Below are 15,184 nucleotides of genomic sequence, written 5' to 3'. Positions count from 1 at the left end.
ATGGCCGAACGGCCCGGTCAGAGCTGGTCCGATCCGACCGGGAAGATCATCCTCCGGTCGCGCGGTCCAGCGCGACCAGCACCGGTCCCGGTCCGCCTTCGGGCACGAGCAGCACACCGGCCTCCTCCAGCGTCGCCAGGTGTCCGGCCCACGCCGGGTGCCGCCGTTGCGCCTCGTTGGACTGCGGCTGCACGATGACCGGCACGTCCGGCAGCCCCATGGCCTCGCAGAGGACGGTCAGCGCCTGGTTGTCGGAGATGCCGAGGGCCAGCTTGACCACGGAGTTCGCGGTCGCGGCCGCGAACACGAAGCAGTCCGGCGGCGGGTGCGGCTTGGGCTCGCTCGGCAGCCGGGACGTCCAGCGCACCGGCAGGTCGGTCAGCCCGGCCAGCGGCTCCAGCTCCCCCGCCTCGTCGAGCCAGCGGGCGGCCGTCGGGGTGAGCGTGACGGCCAGCCGCCAGCCGCGCTCGACCGCGGGCGCGGCGAGGCCGGTGCGGAACCACCGCTCGACCCCACCCGCGCCCGACGTGATCAGGCCCAGCACTCCGCCTGTCATGAAGTGCCGCTCACACTGCGCTTCATTCCTCCGGAGGCCGCCTCAGCAGAGCGCAGAACATCGCGTCGGTGCCGTGCAGGTGCGGCCACAGCTGGACGTTGTGCGGGTCGGTCAGGTCCGGGACGCCGGGGAAGAACTCCTTGGTGTCCAGCCGCTCCGCGCCGGTCCGCCGGGCCACGTCCGCGACGATGCCGACCGTCTCGGACAGGTGCGGCGAGCACACGACGTACGCCACGACCCCGCCCGGCCGGACCAGCTTCAGCGCCTTGGTCAGCAGCTCGCGCTGCAACCGGGTCAGCGGGGCCACGTCCGAGGGCTGCCGCCGCCAGCGAGCCTCGGGCCTGCGGCGCAGCGCGCCCAGCCCGGTGCACGGGGCGTCGACCAGCACGCGGTCGAAGCCGCCCTCGGGCAGATCGGTCTCGCGCGCGTCGCCGATGTGGACGGTGATCGGCAGGCCCTTGGTGGCCTTGCGGACCAGTTCCGCGCGGTGCGGGGCCAACTCGATGGCGTCCAGCGTGCCGCCGTTCATCGCGGCGAGCGCGCCGAGCATCACGGCCTTGCCGCCGGGACCGGCGCACATGTCGAGCCAGCGCTCGTCGGTGCCCTCGACGGGGACCTTGCTCAGCGCCACGGCGCAGAGCTGGCTGCCCTCGTCCTGCACGACCGCGAGGTGCTCGCGCAGCGGGTCCAGGTCGCCGGGGTCGCCGGAGCCGGACTCCAGGTGCACGCCGTAGGGCGAGTACGGGGCGACCTCGCCGCCCGTCATGGCGGCCAACTCCTCCGCGCTCACCTCGCCCGGCCGGGCGGCCAGGTGCACCTCGGGGCGGCTGTCGTCGGCCGCGAGGGCTTCGCGCAGCGGCTCGTCACGGCTGCCCAGCGCCTCCGCGAACGCTTGCGCGATCCACCGGGGGTGCGCGTTGGCGAGGGCGACGTGGCCGATCGGGTCCGTGTCCGGGTCCGGGGCCAGCTCGTCGATCCACGCGGCCTCGTCCTGCTGGGTGATCCGGCGCAGCACCGCGTTCACGAAGCCCGCGGCGCCGGAACCCTGCCCGCCGCGCACGAGGTCCACAGTGGACGCCACCGCGGCGTGCGCCGGGATCCTGGTGCGCAGCAGCTGGTAGGCGCCCAGCCGCAGCGCGTCCAGCAGCAGCCCGTCCACATCGGACAGGGCGCGGTCGGAGCAGGCGCCGATCACGGCGTCGAGCAGGCCCTGCGCGCGCGCCGAACCGTAGGCCAGCTCGGTGGCCAGTGCCGCGTCGCGGCCGGTGATCCGGCGTTCCCGCAGCAGCTTGGGCAGCACGAGGTTGGCGTACGCGTCGCGCTGGCGGACCGCGCGCAGCGTGTCGAGGGCGGCCAGCCTGGCCGGGTCCTCGACGGGGGGACGCTCGGGGCCCACGCGCCGACGCGGCGGCGCGGGCTTGCGCGGCCGTGAGGGTCGCGAGGGTCGGGAGGAGGAATTGCCGTTCATGAGATCCGCTCCCCTGCCTCGACCCGGACGCCGCGCGCCCAGTCGGTCGCGGCCATTCGCTTCTTACCCGGTGCCTGCACGTCGCCCAGCGCCACCGGGGTGGTCGCGGTGCCGACGAGCACCTGCTTGCGCTGCACCAGGAGTTCTCCCGGTGCCAACTTCTCCTGCGGTGCCCGATCACTTCCGGGCGTGACGGGGGTGACGGGCCCCAGCTTCAGCCGTTCGCCGCGGAACTCCGCCCACGCTCCCGGATCCGGGGTCACCGCGCGCGCCAGCCGGTCGACCGCGAGGGCGGGCGCGGTGAAGTCCAGCCGCGCGTCCTCGACGGAGATCTTGGGCGCGTAGGTGATGCCCTCGGCGGGCTGCTCGACCGCGCGCAGCGTGCCGTCCTCGATGCCGTCGATGGTGGCCACGAGCAGGCCCGCGCCGCGTTCGGCGAACCGGGCCAGCAGCTCACCGGCGGTGTCGCGCGGCCGCGCCTCCTCGGTGACGGTGCCGAACACGGGGCCCGCGTCGAGCGGCTTGACGATCCGGAACGTGGAGGCGCCGACGATGTCGTCGCCGTTGCGCACGGCCGCCTGCACGGGTGCCGCGCCGCGCCAGGCAGGCAGCAGCGAGAAGTGCAGGTTCACCCAGCCGTGGACCGGGATGTCGAGAGCGGACTGCGGGAGCAGGGCGCCGTAGGCGACCACGGGGCACGCGTCGGGTGCCAACTCCCTGAGCCGGGCCTGGAAGTCGGGGTCGCTCGCCTTGGCCGGGGTGAGCACCTCGATGCCGTGCTCGTCGGCCAGCGCGCCGACCGGTGAGCGCTCCAGGTGGCGACCGCGGCCCGCGGGGGCGTCCGGCCGGGTGACCACGGCGACGACCTCGTGCCGCGACGACTCGATGAACGCGCGCAGCGACGGCAGGGCGGGTTCGGGCGTGCCCGCGAAGACCAGGCGCACGTCACTTCCCCCCGAACAGGGGGTGCGGGCTCTGCTTGAGGATCGGGACCCCTCCGTCGAACCACTCCGCCTGGCGGATCTCGCGCATCGCCTGCTTGCGGGTCTCGGCGTCGAGCCGGTCCAGGAACAGCACGCCGTCGAGGTGGTCGGTCTCGTGCTGGATGCAGCGGGCCAGCGTGTTCGTGCCCTCGACCTCGACCGGTTCGCCGTGCATGTTCCAGCCCTTGGCCACGACGTCCAGGTGGCGGCGGCAGTCCCAGCGCATGTCCGGGATCGACAGGCAGCCCTCGGGGCCCTCCTGGAACTCCTCGCCGACGACGGTCCACGTCGGGTTGATCAGGTGCCCGGCGAAGCCGTCGACGTGGTAGGTGAACACCCGCAGGCCCACACCCAGCTGGGGTGCGGCCAGACCCGCGCCGCCCGCCTCGGTCATCGTGTCCCACAGGTCCTTGACCAGGGTGCGCAGCTCGGCGTCGAAGTCGATGACCTCGGCGGCGGCCGTGCGCAGCACCGGGTCGCCGAACAGCCGGATGGGTTGGACGGTCACGCACACTCCTCGCGCTGGGCAGACGTCCAGTCTAGGAGAGTGCGGATGGCACCCCCGACCTGCTCCCCGGCGCGGGCGCTCAGTGGTCGAGGCCGGTCCCCAGGAAGGCCACGCCGAACAGGGCGAGCAGGAAGTGTCCGAGGAAACGGGCGGCGGTGACGACCCCGCGGGCCGCCGTGGCGACGACGGCGGGGGTGTGCGGGGTGGTGATCGCGGTGGTGACCATGGCGGGCTCCTCTTCGTCGGTGGTTCCACGGTCTTCCGGCAGGCCGTGCGCGCGCGTCCACTTGGAGTGGTGATCCACTCTCATCCCCAGGTCGTACGGGTCGCCGCAACACCCTGAAGGGTCGCGGACACCTACTGGCATGAGGCTGATGAGATCCGACCGGCGGGGAGCGGACACCTTGGCCGCCAGTCCTGCCACCGACGCGGAGCTGTGGTCGCGCGGTGACGACGCCGCCTTCGGCGAGCTGTACGACCGGCACGCCGAGGCGGTGTGGAACCACGCCTACCGGCTGACCGGCTCGTGGTCGACCGCCGAGGACCTGACGTCCGGCGCGTTCCTGACCGCGTGGCGGCGCAGGCGTGCCGTGGCGCTCGTGCGGGACAGCGCCCTGCCGTGGCTCTACGCGGTCACCGGCTACCTGGCGGCGAGCGAGTTCCGGCGGACCACCCGGTTCGGAAGGCTGCTGCGGCGGGTGCCGCTCGACGACACCGTGCGCGACCACGCCGACCACGTGGCGACCTCGGTCGACAACGACCGCGAGCTGCGCTCGGTCATGGCCGCCGTGTCCCGGTTGCCGAAGGGCGAGCGGGAGGCGGTGGAACTGGTGCTGATCGGCGACGTGCCGATCGCCGAGGCCGCCGTGGTGCTGGGGCTCGCCGAGGCGAGCGTCCGGTCCCGCATCTCCAGGGCCCGTGCCCGCCTGCGAACGACTTCCGAGGAGACGAGATGAGCGACCACGACCTGCTGCCCGTAGCGCCCCACCGCGCGCTGCCCGACGACGTCCGGGAGCGGATGCGCGACCGGATCGCCTTCGAACGGCGGAAGCCACCGGCCAGGAGGGGTCCGCTCGCGGTCGCCGCCGCGGTGGTGCTGCTCGCCGCGGGCGGGGTGGTCGTCGCCCAGTCCGCCAGGAACGACGCCGTTCCGGCCGCCGGGTGGAGCACCGTGCCCGCGGACCACGTCAGCACCGAGCCCACGACGGCCGAGGACCTGCGCAGGTGCGGCGTCGACTGGGAGCCGGACTACACCATCGTCATGCGGGGACGTCGGGTCGTGGTCGGCCAGGTCGACGACTTCTGCGAACTCACCTACGCGTCCGTGCGGACGTCGCGGAAGAGGGACATCGTCGTGATCGGCGAAGGCGTGGTCCTGTGGCAGACCCCCGACGGCCTCACCGTCGGCAAGGCGCCGAAGGGGACGACCTCGATGGAGTTCGTCGAGAGCGGGCAGACCACCATGCGCGACGCGCTCAGCGGTTCGCCGGCCTTCACGGCGCTGCTGCCGGACCGCCGGTTCGTGGTGCGGTCGACGAGGACGGTGGACGAGGTCCTGTTCGACTTCGACGGGTGGCAGCCGAAGGTCATGCGGCTGGTCAAGGCCGATCTGCCGGCGGACGAGTGGTCCACCACCAGGTGGGCGTTCCCCAGCGGGACGGCCGATCCGGAGGCGCCGGAGAACCGGATGGCGGCGTGCCTGGACTACTGGTTGACCGGCGGTATGGGGTTCGGGCTGCCGGAACCGTCCGATCCGACCGGGTGGCGGCCGGTCGTGAGGGCGGGGGATCCCTCGGGTGTGCAGGTGATCCGGGATGACGAGCGCACGGCCTACTGCGAGTTCCGGGACGGCCGGCTGGCGGATGTCCGGGTCGGTCGGGATTCGAAGCTCGGGAGGTCCGCGGGGCCGTTGGACGTGCAGTACCGGTCCGGGGTGCCCGCGGACGGGAGGCTGCTGCTCGCCGGGAGCGTGCGGAACGGGGTCGGGAAGCTGGTGTTCACGGCGCCGGGTGGTGCGCCGACGGAAGTGGCGTTGGCGGACGGGTGGTTCGCGGTGAGCCTGGCGACTGGGCGAGTGGATGACGTGCTGGCGTTGGAGGACGTCGCGGTGCGGGCGGAGACGGTGGACGGGAAGTTGCTGTACACGGGGCGGCTCGTGGGTTAGCGCAGGATGGGGGGATGAGAGTTCGGGACGCCCTGGTCGGTGACGTGGACGCGGTGGCGGAGATCTACGCGGGGTACGTGCGGGACACCACCGTGACGTTCGCCGAGGTCGCTCCTGGTGTGGAGGAGTGGGTGGGACGGGTCGGGGATCCGCGGATGCCGTTCCTGGTGGTGGAGGTCGAGGGGGCGGTGGTGGGGATGGCGTACTGCTCGCCGTGGAAGGCGAAGGCTGCTTACCGGTACACGGTGGAGAGCAGCGTTTACCTGTCGCCTGGGGCGGTTGGGAGAGGGATGGGGAGGGTGTTGTTGGGGGTGTTGTTGGAGCGGGCGGCGGTTGTTGGGGTGCGGGAGGTGATCGCGGTGATCGTGGATGGGGGGGAACGGGGCTTCGGGGAACAGGGCTTCGGAGAGGGTGCATGAGGGGTGTGGGTTTGAGCGGGTGGGGAGGTTGGTGGGGGTTGGGGTGAAGCACGGGGAGACGTTGGACACGGTGTTGTGGCAGCGGAGGTTGGGGTGAGGGGTTTGTCGGGGGCTTGGGTTGGGGGTGGGTGGGTGGCGGAGCCCGGCCCCCGGCGCGCAATTGTCTCAATGCCACACCCCTGTTTGTCAAGGCGGGAAAGATGCCTTGACAAACAGGGGTGTGGCAGGAGGGCGCTGCGTATCGGGGGCGGGGGGAGGTCTGGCTCCGCCATGAGTCGGCTGTGCCGGTTTAGGCACCTCGCTGCGCGTCGGTAGGGCATCGGGCGTTGCCCGACAAGGCCACGGGCGCTCCGCGCCGGGTGCGAGGGGGCGGCTGCGCCGAGGGGTGTCGGGGGTCGGGTGTGGGGGGGTGTGGGGGTGGGGTGTGGGGGTGTGTCGGGTGGGGTCGTGGTTAGTTCGTGGGTCGGACGACTCGTGCGGCGCCGCCGCCTCGGCGGGCGGGTTCTGCGGCTGCGTGCCAGCGGCCGTCGTTGAGCAGTTCGATGCCGGTGGTGGCGCCGATTTCTGTGGTGGGCGTGAACTTGTGGCCGAGTGCCTGTAGTGCGGTTGCTTCGGGGGTGGCCAGGAAGGTTATTTCGGCCTGGGTGGTGGTGGTGTTGCGTTGTGAGGCTCTTGGGGCGGCGATGGCCTGTACGAGGGGGAGGTTGCGGTCGAGGTTGCCTGTTAGTACCTGGAGCACGGTGGTGATGATGCTGGCGCCGCCGGGTGAGCCGACCGCAAGCACTGCCTTGCCGTGGTTGAGGACGATGGTCGGGGCCATTGAGGAACGGGGGCGTTTGGTGGGGCCGGGGAGGTTGGGGTCGGGGGTGCCGGGGGTTGTCGGGGTGGAGGAGAAGTCGGTCAGTTCGTTGTTGAGCAGGAAGCCGCGGCCTGGGACGACGATGCCGTTGCCGCCTTCCTGTTCGATGGTGAGGGTGTAGGCGACGACGTTGCCCCAGCGGTCGGCCGTGGTGAGGTGGGTGGTGTGTTCGCCCTCGTACGGGGTGGGAGCGGGGGTGCCCGTGGTGGCGCATGCGGTGGGGTTGCGGGGGTCGCCGGGGGCGACTGGGCTGGTGAGGGTCTTGTCCGGGGAGATGAGGCAGGCGCGGCTGTCGGCGAAGGGTTGCGACAGCAACTCCTTCGTCGGGACGTTGGTGAACGCCGGGTCGCCGATCCAGCGGTTGCGGTCGGCGAACGAGAGCCTGCTGGCCTCGAGGAAGCGGTGCAGGTACTGGGTTCGGGTGAGCGCGCCGATGTCGACACCTTCGAGGATGTTGAGCGCTTCGCCGACGGTGGTGCCGCCGGACGAAGGGGGTGCCATGCCGTAGACGTCGAGGCCGCGGTAGGTGGTGCGGCTGGGTTCGCGGACGGGGGCGGTGTAGGTGCGCAGGTCTGCCTGGGTGAGGTCGCCGGGCCGGACGACGCGGGTGGAGGTCGGGTCCACGGGTGGGGTGCGGACGGTCTTGAGGAGGTCGTCGCCGATGGGGCCGTTGTAGAAGGCGCTGGTGCCGTGGCGGCCGAGTTCGCGGTAGGTGTCGGCGAGGTCGGGGTTTCGGAAGCGGGTGCCGACGGCGGGTGCGGTGCCCTGCGGGAGGTACAGGGCCCTGGTCGCGGGGAAGTCGGTGAAGCGGGCGGCGTTGTCGGTGATCTGCTTGTTGAAGGTCGCGTCGACGGTGAAGCCGTCGCGGGCGATGCGCTCGGCCGGGCCCATCGCCTCGCGCAGGGATAGCGTGCCCCAGCGGCGCAGGACCTCCTGCCACGTCTTGGGCGTGCCGGGCACGCCGACGGACAGGCCGCTGGTGACGGCCTGGTCGAACGGGATCGCGGTGCCGTTCTCGACGAACAGGTCGCTTGTCGCCGACGCGGGCGCGGTCTCCCTGCCGTCCACAGTGGACACCTTGCGGGTGCGGGCGTCGTAGTGGACGAAGAACCCGCCGCCGCCGACACCGGCCGAGAACGGGTCGGTCACGCCGAGGGCGGCGGCCGTCGCGACGGCGGCGTCGACCGCGTTGCCGCCGTGGCGCAGCACGGAGATGCCCGCCTCCGAGGCGTCCGGGTCGATGCTGGACACCGCGCCGCCCCACCCGGTGGCCTCCGGCGCGCGGGGTGGCGACTGGGCCGCCCGCGCGGCGCCGGGGAGCAGGGCGGTGGACGCGACGAGCGCGGCCGCGATCAGACGGATCATGGTGTTGTCCCTACCCGACGCCGTCAGGTCAGAGGACCTCCAGCGGGTCCAACTTCACCCGCACGGGGTCGAGGTCCTTGCGCGCGCTGCGCACCCCCAGCGCCTCCGTCAGCACCAGCGCCAGCGCGCGCCCCTCACCGCGGGAAACCCGGACCAGCGCGCGCTCCTTGGTGCCCTCCTCGTCGAGCGGGACGGGGCCGAGGACCTCGCCGGTCGGGGGCAGGCGCAGTTCGTCCAGCAGGGCCGCGACGGCGTCCGGCGAGCCGTCGACGGTCGCCATCCGCACCGCGGGCGGGAAGCCCAGTTCGGTGCGGGCGGCCAGCTCCTGGCGGGCGTGCCACACCGGGTCCCACCGGACCAGGGCCTGCACGGGCGCCAGGGTGGAATCGGCGATCACGACCACCCTGCCGCCCTCGACACCCGGTTTCGCCAGCGCGGCGGCGGTCATCCAGCGCCGCAGCGCCTCCTCCGCCGCCCGCAGGTCGGCGCGGCCGAGCAACGACCAGCCGTCGAGCAGCAGCACGGCGCCGTACCCGCCCTCGGCCACCGGTTCGGCGCCCGGTGTCGCCACCACGAGCGCCGGTTTGCCGGGCACCGACGCGAGCACCTCGTCGCCGCCGGACGTGCGCACCGGGACGCCGGTGAACGCGCGGCCCAGCTCCTCCGCCGTGCGCTTGGCGCCGACGATCTGCGCGCGCAGCTTCCGCGAGCCGCACGCGGGGCAGCGGTAGGCGGCCTCGGTGGCGCCGCACCAGCGGCAGTACGGCGGGCGCGGCACGCCGTCGTCCGAGCCGCCGGGCAGCGCGAGCGGGCCCGCGCAGCGGCGGCACCTGGTGGCGGCGCGGCAGCTGCCGCACGCCAGCGCGGGCACGTAGCCCCGGCGCGGCACCTGGATCAGCACCGGCGCGTGGGCGGCCAGCGCGGCGCGGGCGGCGTCGAACGCGATCGAGGGCAGCCGGGCCGTGCGGGCGGCGGCGTCCTTGACCTCCTGCCAGTCGCTGTCGCCCACCGCGGCGACCCGCGGCGCGGCCGTGCGGAGGGTCTCGCGGGCGGCGACCACCTCGTGCGCCCAGTTGCTCTCCACCAGCAGCTGCGCCTCGGCGGTGCGGGCGAAGCCGCCCGCGATGAACGCGGCCCCGGTGAGGTGCGCCCGCTGCACGAGGACGTCGCGGACGTTCGGGTACGGCATCCGCGGTTCGGAGTGCAGGTCGTCGCCGTCGTCCCAGACCACGACCAGCCCGAGGTCGGCCACCGGCGCGAACGCCGCTCCCCTGGTGCCGACCACCACCCGGACCGAGCCGCGCAGCACCGCGAGCCACCTCTTGTACCGCTCGGACGGCCCCAGGCCCGCCGACAGCGCCACGACGCCGGTCTCCCCGACCAGGGCGGCGCACGCGGCGTGCACGCGCGTCACGTCGCGGTGGTCCGGCACCACCAGCAGCACGCCCTTGCCGGTGCTCGCCACGGTGGCGGCGGCCTCGGCCAGCCTGGCGGGCCAGTCCTCCGCAGGCAGCGCCTGCCACACCGCGCGCGCCTGGCGGCCGGTGAGCAGCGCGTCCAGCAGGTTCGGGCCGAACGGGTAGCGCGTCCAACCCGCCGCCAGCGGCGCCGCGGGCGGCGGCGCGGGCGGCGGCGCGGGCTCCGGGGAGGGCTGCCCCTCGGCGCGGGCGTGCCGGGGCGGGATCGCCATCCGCAGCACGTCGATCAGCGTGCCCGCGAACCGGTCGGCGACCACCCGCGCCAGCTGGTGGACCTCCGGCGACAGCACGGGTTCCGGCGAGGTGACCCGTTCCAGGTACGCGAGCTTCTTGCCGTACTCCGTCTCCTCCACCCGCTCCAGCACGTACCCGTCGACCAACTGCCCGGCGAACCGGACCCGGACCCGGCTGCCCGGCACCGCGTCCTGCGCCTGGTCCGACGCCACCTGGTAGTCGAACGGCCGGTCGAGGTGCGCGAGCGGGACGTCCACGCAGACCCTGGCGACCGGCAGCACCTCCGCCGGGGTGCGCTCACCCCGCCTCGTCGTCGTTCTGCTCGCCATGGCTGTTGGTCTACCAGAGGGGTACGACAGCCCCAGGACCGAGGCGGGACGGCGGCCGGACCCGATACCGTGCTCCCCGAACGCCTCGGGGGTGCGCGATGAGCCGGTTGTTCCTGATGTGCGGCCTGCCGGGAGCGGGCAAGACCACGCTGGCCAGGCGGTTGGCGGCGGAGGTGCCCGCGGTCAGGCTGTGCCCGGACGAGTGGATGGCGGGGCTGGGCGTCGACCTGTTCGACATCGGGTTCCGGGCCGGGTTGGAGGCGGTGTTCCGGCGGCACGCGCTGGAGCTGCTGTCATCCGGGGTGGACGTGGTGCTGGAGAACGGCTTCTGGTCGCGGGCGGAACGCGCGGAGCTGCTGCGGGACTGCCGGGCGGTCGGCGCGGCCGTGGAGCTGCACCACCTCGACGTGCCGTTCGAGGAGCTGGTCCGACGGCTGGAGGTGCGCAACGGCCTGCCCGGCGAGGCCGTCATCACACGGGCGATGCTGGCGGACTACGCCGAGCTGTTCGAGGTGCCCGACGCCGCCGAGCTCGCACTGTTCGACCAGGGCCGATCGGTCGCCGACCTCGGAAAACCGTTGGGCGAGAACGTTTTCAGTCCGGAAGCCGACCGGCCCGCCGTCCCGCCGATCCACTGAGGACGCTCCCCCCGACGATGCGGCGGCACGAAGTCGCGAGCCGTTCGCAACGGTATTCCAAGACGCCCGGAGCACAGGTAGATGACGGTGGATCCGCTCGTCCGCGATGAGCGGATTGCGGATCCGCGGCACGGTGATCATGACGCCTTTCCGGTCGTCGAACTCGCCGCCGAACTCGCTCTCGAACTCGCCTCCCATGACCCCTTGTTCGATCCCCGTGCCGCAAACCGATCCGTTCGACGTCGAAATAGGACCGTGATCGGGAAGCGGGAGCACGCCCGCGATTGCCGCCAAAATGCGAAAAAGCACGGCGGGCGAGCCGCCGTGCTTTACGCGTGAGTAAAACAGGAAAGTCAGGCGCCCGCGGCCTGGCGGAGGGCGTCCGCGCGGTCGGTGCGCTCCCAGGGCAGATCGACGTCCGTGCGGCCGAAGTGCCCGTAGGCGGCGGTCGGCGCGTAGATCGGGCGCAGCAGGTCGAGGTCGCGGATGATCGCGGCGGGCCGGAGGTCGAAGACCTCGCTGATGGCCTGCTGGATCTTCGTCGGGTCGACCGTCTCGGTGCCGAACGTCTCGACGAAGAGACCGACCGGGGTCGCCTTGCCGATGGCGTACGCGACCTGCACCTCGATGCGCGTCGCCAGACCCGCGGCCACGGCGTTCTTTGCCACCCAACGCATCGCGTACGCGGCCGAACGGTCCACCTTGGACGGATCCTTGCCGGAGAAGGCGCCGCCGCCGTGCCGGGCCATGCCCCCGTAGGTGTCGACGATGATCTTGCGACCGGTGAGACCCGCGTCACCCATCGGGCCGCCGATGACGAACCGGCCCGTCGGGTTGACCAGCAGCCGCACGTTCGACGCGTCCAGCCCCAGGTCGGCGATCTCGGGCGCGACCACGTTCTCGCGGATGTCGACGCCGAGCAGCTTCTCCAGGTCGATGCCGTCCGCGTGCTGCGTCGACACGACCACGGTGTCCAGCCGCACGGGCTGGTCACCGGCGTACTCGATGGTGACCTGCGTCTTGCCGTCCGGGCGCAGGTACGGCACCGAGCCGTCCTTGCGGACCGCGGTCAGCCTGCGCGCGAGCCGGTGCGCGAGCGCGATCGGCAGCGGCATCAGCTCGGGGGTGTCGGTGCAGGCGTAGCCGAACATCAGGCCCTGGTCACCGGCGCCCTGGCGGTCGATCTCGTCGGAGGAGTCGGAGACCCGCTCCTCGTAGGCGGTGTCGACGCCCTGCGCGATGTCGGGCGACTGGGAGCCGATGGCGACGTTGACGCCGCACGAGTGCCCGTCGAAGCCCTTGGCCGACGAGTCGTAGCCGATCTCGAGGATCTTCTCCCGCACGATGGACGGGATGTCCGCGTACGCCTCGGTGGTCACCTCACCGGCGACGTGCACCTGGCCGGTTGTGACCATCGTCTCCACCGCGACGCGCGACCTGGGGTCCTTGCTCAGCAGTGCGTCCAGGATCGAGTCGCTGATCGCGTCGCAGATCTTGTCAGGATGTCCTTCGGTGACGGACTCACTGGTGAACAGCCTGCTTGCGTGCTGGCTCACGGCGGCTACCCCAAACCTCGTTCTGCGATGGACGTGACCGAGTTTAACGAGGGTTCACCGGAGGGTGCCTCAAGGCTTCGCCAGCTTGCGGAACGCATCCCACAATACGGCACCCAGTTGCGCTTTCGACCCGTGTGGGATAAGGGACTCCGTGCCGTCCGACGACAGCAGCCAGCCGGAGTTGTGCTCCACCTCGAAGGCCTTGCCGTCGCCGACCGCGTTGACGACCAGCAGGTCACAGCCCTTGCGCTTGAGCTTGGCCCGGCCGTGGTCGAGCACGTCGCCGTTCTCGTCACCGGTCTCCGCGGCGAAACCGACGACGACCTGGCCGGGGCGGCGGCGCTCGACGAGTTCGACGAGCACGTCGGCGTTGCGGGTCAGGGCGACCGGGTCCGGATCGTGGTCAGTTTTCTTGATCTTGTGCCCGGTGAGCGAAACAGGGCGGAAATCCGCCACCGCGGCGGCCATCACCAGCACGTCCGCGCTCGGCGCGACCTCGTGCATGGCCTGGCGGAGTTCCTCGGCGGTACCGACCCGGACCACGTCCACGCCCGCGGGGGCCACCAGGTCGGCGGTGTGCGCCGACACCAGCGTCACCCGCGCGCCGCGCTGCGCCGCGACCCTGGCCAGCGCGTACCCCTGCTTGCCGGAGGAGCGGTTGCCCAGGAAGCGCACCGGGTCGAGCGGTTCGCGGGTGCCGCCCGCGGACACGGCCACGTGCAGCCCTTCGAGGTCGCGCGGGAGCGCGTCCGGCCGCGCGAGCAGCAGCTTCGCGATCTCCACGATCTCGGAGGGCTCGGGCAGCCTGCCCTTGCCGGTGTCCTTGCCGGTCAGCCTGCCGCTGGCGGGCTCGGCCACGACGACGCCGCGGGAGCGCAGCAGCGCCACGTTGGCCTGGGTGGCCGGGTGCTCCCACATCTCGGTGTGCATCGCGGGCACCATCAGCACCGGGCACCGGGCGGTGAGCAGCGTGTTCGTCAGCAGGTCGTCGGCGAGACCGGCAGCGGCCTTGGCGAGCAGGTTCGCCGTCGCGGGTGCCACGACCACCAGGTCGGCGGTCTGGCCGAGCCGAACGTGGGGCACCTCGGGCACGTCTTCGAACACGCCCGTGTGCACGGGCTGCCCGGAGAGCGCCTCGAACGTGGCCGCCCCGACGAACCTGAGGGCGCCGTCGGTGGGCACGACCCGGACGGAGTGACCCGACTCGGTCAGCCTCCGCAGCACCTCGCACGCCTTGTACGCGGCAATGCCCCCGCCGACCCCGAGAACTACTCGGGGGCGAACGGGGGCATCCGGGTGGAGCTGGGTCGTCACTCGCCCTCGGTGTGCTCGAGCAGACCCGCGTGGATCTCCCGCAGCGCGATGGAGAGGGGCTTCTCGCGCGGGCCCGGCTCGACGAGCGGGCCGACGTACTCGAGCAGGCCCTCGCCCAGCTGGGCGTAGTAGTCGTTGATCTGGCGTGCGCGCTTCGCGGCGTAGATCACCAGCGCGTACTTCGAGCTGACCTGCTCGAGCAGGTCGTCGATGGGCGGGTTGGTGATGCCCTCGGGCGAACCCGTCAGCTGGCCCAGCTCGGTGTGCGTGGTCACTCGTCAACGCTCCTGCGGTTCGTGTATCGGCTGGGGTCGTCCCGCGCCACTCAAGATCGTCGTCGGGCCCTCTGGAGCCTGTCGGCACCGCGGATCGGGCCTTGATCAGATCTCGGGCTGCGGCCCGACCACCAAGTTTAGCAAATCGCGGGCCGCGGAGCGCACGTCGGCGTTCACGACGACCTCGTCGAACTCCTTCTCGGCCGCCATCTCGTCCCTGGCGATCTCGAGACGGCGCTCGATCACGTCCGGGTCCTCGGTGCCGCGGCCGACCAGCCGCTCCACCAGGTGCTCCCACGACGGGGGCGCCAGCATGACCAGCTGGGCTTCCGGCATCGTGGCCCTGACCTGCCGCGCACCCTGCAGTTCGATCTCCAGCAGGGACGGCAGCCCGGACTCCAGGGCCCTCAGCACGGGGTCCTTGGGGGTGCCGTAGCAGTTGCCCGCGAACTCGGCGTGCTCCAGGAACTCCCCCGCGACGACCATCCGGTCGAACTCGACGCGGTCGACGAAGTGGTAGTGCCTGCCGTCGACCTCGCCCGGCCTCGGCTTCCTGGTGGTCACCGAGACGCTGAAGTGCACGTTCACCGGCCCCTGTCGGCGCAGCTCGGCCAGCACGCTGGACTTGCCCACACCGGACGGGCCGGAAAGTACGGTGAGGCGGGGCCGGGCAAATGAGCCCGACCCCGCCTCGATGCCACTACTCACTCGCTGCTGAACTCGGCGAGCAGCGCCTTGCGCTGGCGGTCGCCCAGGCCACGCAGACGACGGCTGGTAGCGATCTCGAGCCGCTCCATGATCTGCGCCGCGCGAACCTTTCCGACGCCCGGAAGGGCCTCGAGCAACGCGGACACCTTCATCTTGCCCAGGATCTCGTCGCTCTCGGCGGCCTTGAGCACATCGGTCAGGTTCGTGCCGCCACGCTTGAGGCGCTCCTTGAGCTCAGCCCGAACGCGGCGAGCGGCAGCAGCCTTCTCCAGCGCTGCGGCCCGCTGCTCCTCGGTAAGCTGGGGAAGGGCCACGATATCCTCCGTGGTG

The 15,184-nt window shown here is 72.3% G+C and carries 17 protein-coding genes; 5 read left to right on the top strand and 12 right to left on the bottom strand.

Annotation, left to right across the window (positions count from 1 at the left end):
- Positions 1–46 precede the first annotated feature (46 nt).
- From RM788_RS39560 to RM788_RS39540, 5 genes are all read right to left on the bottom strand, one after another.
- Positions 47–556: a flavoprotein gene (locus RM788_RS39560; protein WP_315924866.1), complete on the bottom strand. Its 510-nt coding sequence runs from the start codon at positions 554–556 to the stop codon at positions 47–49.
- Positions 557–578: 22 nt separating this feature from the next.
- A complete protein-coding gene (locus RM788_RS39555; RefSeq protein WP_315924864.1) occupies positions 579–2,024 on the bottom strand; it encodes an RsmB/NOP family class I SAM-dependent RNA methyltransferase in 1,446 nt (481 codons plus the stop codon).
- Positions 2,021–2,968 (bottom strand): methionyl-tRNA formyltransferase, encoded by a 948-nt coding sequence (gene fmt, locus RM788_RS39550; protein WP_315924862.1) that lies wholly within the window; start codon positions 2,966–2,968, stop codon positions 2,021–2,023. The genes RM788_RS39555 and fmt overlap by 4 nt, the downstream gene beginning before the upstream one ends.
- Before the next feature lies 1 nt (position 2,969).
- Complete coding sequence (def, locus tag RM788_RS39545) at positions 2,970–3,515, bottom strand: peptide deformylase (protein WP_315924860.1); 546 nt, start codon at positions 3,513–3,515, stop codon at positions 2,970–2,972.
- A 79-nt stretch (positions 3,516–3,594) separates the two neighbouring features.
- Positions 3,595–3,825, bottom strand: a complete 231-nt coding sequence (locus RM788_RS39540) for a hypothetical protein (RefSeq protein WP_315924858.1) — start codon at positions 3,823–3,825, stop codon at positions 3,595–3,597.
- Positions 3,826–3,889: 64 nt separating this feature from the next.
- On the opposite strand from RM788_RS39540, the gene RM788_RS39535 reads away from it, so the two are divergent.
- Genes RM788_RS39535 through RM788_RS39525 form a run of 3 tightly spaced genes read left to right on the top strand, consistent with a single transcriptional unit; the run spans position 3,890 to position 6,098 of the window.
- Positions 3,890–4,471, top strand: a complete 582-nt coding sequence (locus RM788_RS39535; protein ID WP_315924856.1) for an RNA polymerase sigma factor — start codon at positions 3,890–3,892, stop codon at positions 4,469–4,471.
- Positions 4,468–5,679, top strand: coding sequence for a hypothetical protein (locus RM788_RS39530; protein WP_315924854.1), 1,212 nt, complete (start codon positions 4,468–4,470; stop codon positions 5,677–5,679). Before RM788_RS39535 ends, RM788_RS39530 begins: the two co-directional genes overlap by 4 nt.
- A gap of 14 nt (positions 5,680–5,693) precedes the next feature.
- Positions 5,694–6,098, top strand: coding sequence for a GNAT family N-acetyltransferase (locus RM788_RS39525; protein ID WP_315924852.1), 405 nt, complete (start codon positions 5,694–5,696; stop codon positions 6,096–6,098).
- 451 nt (positions 6,099–6,549) lie between these two features.
- Here the strand turns inward: RM788_RS39525 and ggt are convergent, their stop codons facing one another.
- Both ggt and RM788_RS39515 read right to left on the bottom strand, forming a co-directional pair.
- Positions 6,550–8,322: a gamma-glutamyltransferase gene (gene ggt, locus RM788_RS39520; RefSeq protein ID WP_315924850.1), complete on the bottom strand. Its 1,773-nt coding sequence runs from the start codon at positions 8,320–8,322 to the stop codon at positions 6,550–6,552.
- 28 nt (positions 8,323–8,350) lie between these two features.
- Positions 8,351–10,363: a primosomal protein N' gene (locus RM788_RS39515; protein WP_315924848.1), complete on the bottom strand. Its 2,013-nt coding sequence runs from the start codon at positions 10,361–10,363 to the stop codon at positions 8,351–8,353.
- 98 nt (positions 10,364–10,461) lie between these two features.
- Between RM788_RS39515 and RM788_RS39510 the strand changes: the two genes are divergently transcribed.
- Together RM788_RS39510 and RM788_RS39505 are read left to right on the top strand one after the other, a co-directional pair.
- Positions 10,462–11,001, top strand: a complete 540-nt coding sequence (locus RM788_RS39510) for a P-loop nucleotide/nucleoside kinase family protein (RefSeq protein WP_315924846.1) — start codon at positions 10,462–10,464, stop codon at positions 10,999–11,001.
- Positions 11,002–11,082: 81 nt separating this feature from the next.
- Positions 11,083–11,340 carry a hypothetical protein gene (locus tag RM788_RS39505; RefSeq protein WP_315924844.1) on the top strand — a complete coding sequence of 86 codons (258 nt, stop codon included), beginning with the start codon at positions 11,083–11,085 and terminating at the stop codon, positions 11,338–11,340.
- Positions 11,341–11,354: 14 nt separating this feature from the next.
- Here RM788_RS39505 and metK read toward each other — a convergent pair whose 3' ends face one another.
- The 5 genes from metK to mihF all read right to left on the bottom strand — a co-directional run bounded on the left by metK (position 11,355) and on the right by mihF (position 15,168).
- Positions 11,355–12,557, bottom strand: coding sequence for a methionine adenosyltransferase (metK, locus tag RM788_RS39500; RefSeq protein WP_315924842.1), 1,203 nt, complete (start codon positions 12,555–12,557; stop codon positions 11,355–11,357).
- A 69-nt stretch (positions 12,558–12,626) separates the two neighbouring features.
- The gene (gene coaBC / locus RM788_RS39495) at positions 12,627–13,871 is read right to left on the bottom strand and encodes a bifunctional phosphopantothenoylcysteine decarboxylase/phosphopantothenate--cysteine ligase CoaBC (protein WP_315924840.1); all 1,245 of its coding nucleotides are present in this window, start codon (positions 13,869–13,871) and stop codon (positions 12,627–12,629) included.
- Positions 13,868–14,146 carry a DNA-directed RNA polymerase subunit omega gene (gene rpoZ, locus RM788_RS39490; RefSeq protein ID WP_106197044.1) on the bottom strand — a complete coding sequence of 93 codons (279 nt, stop codon included), beginning with the start codon at positions 14,144–14,146 and terminating at the stop codon, positions 13,868–13,870. Before rpoZ ends, coaBC begins: the two co-directional genes overlap by 4 nt.
- A 105-nt stretch (positions 14,147–14,251) precedes the next feature.
- Positions 14,252–14,854 carry a guanylate kinase gene (gene gmk, locus RM788_RS39485; protein ID WP_315924836.1) on the bottom strand — a complete coding sequence of 201 codons (603 nt, stop codon included), beginning with the start codon at positions 14,852–14,854 and terminating at the stop codon, positions 14,252–14,254.
- Positions 14,851–15,168 carry an integration host factor, actinobacterial type gene (gene mihF, locus RM788_RS39480; RefSeq protein ID WP_106197042.1) on the bottom strand — a complete coding sequence of 106 codons (318 nt, stop codon included), beginning with the start codon at positions 15,166–15,168 and terminating at the stop codon, positions 14,851–14,853. The genes gmk and mihF overlap by 4 nt, the downstream gene beginning before the upstream one ends.
- Positions 15,169–15,184: the final 16 nt, after the last annotated feature.

The sequence above is a fragment of the Umezawaea sp. Da 62-37 genome (assembly GCF_032460545.1).
In the GTDB taxonomy this organism is placed as follows: domain Bacteria; phylum Actinomycetota; class Actinomycetes; order Mycobacteriales; family Pseudonocardiaceae; genus Umezawaea.
This window is presented reverse-complemented; position numbering and strand designations above follow the sequence as displayed.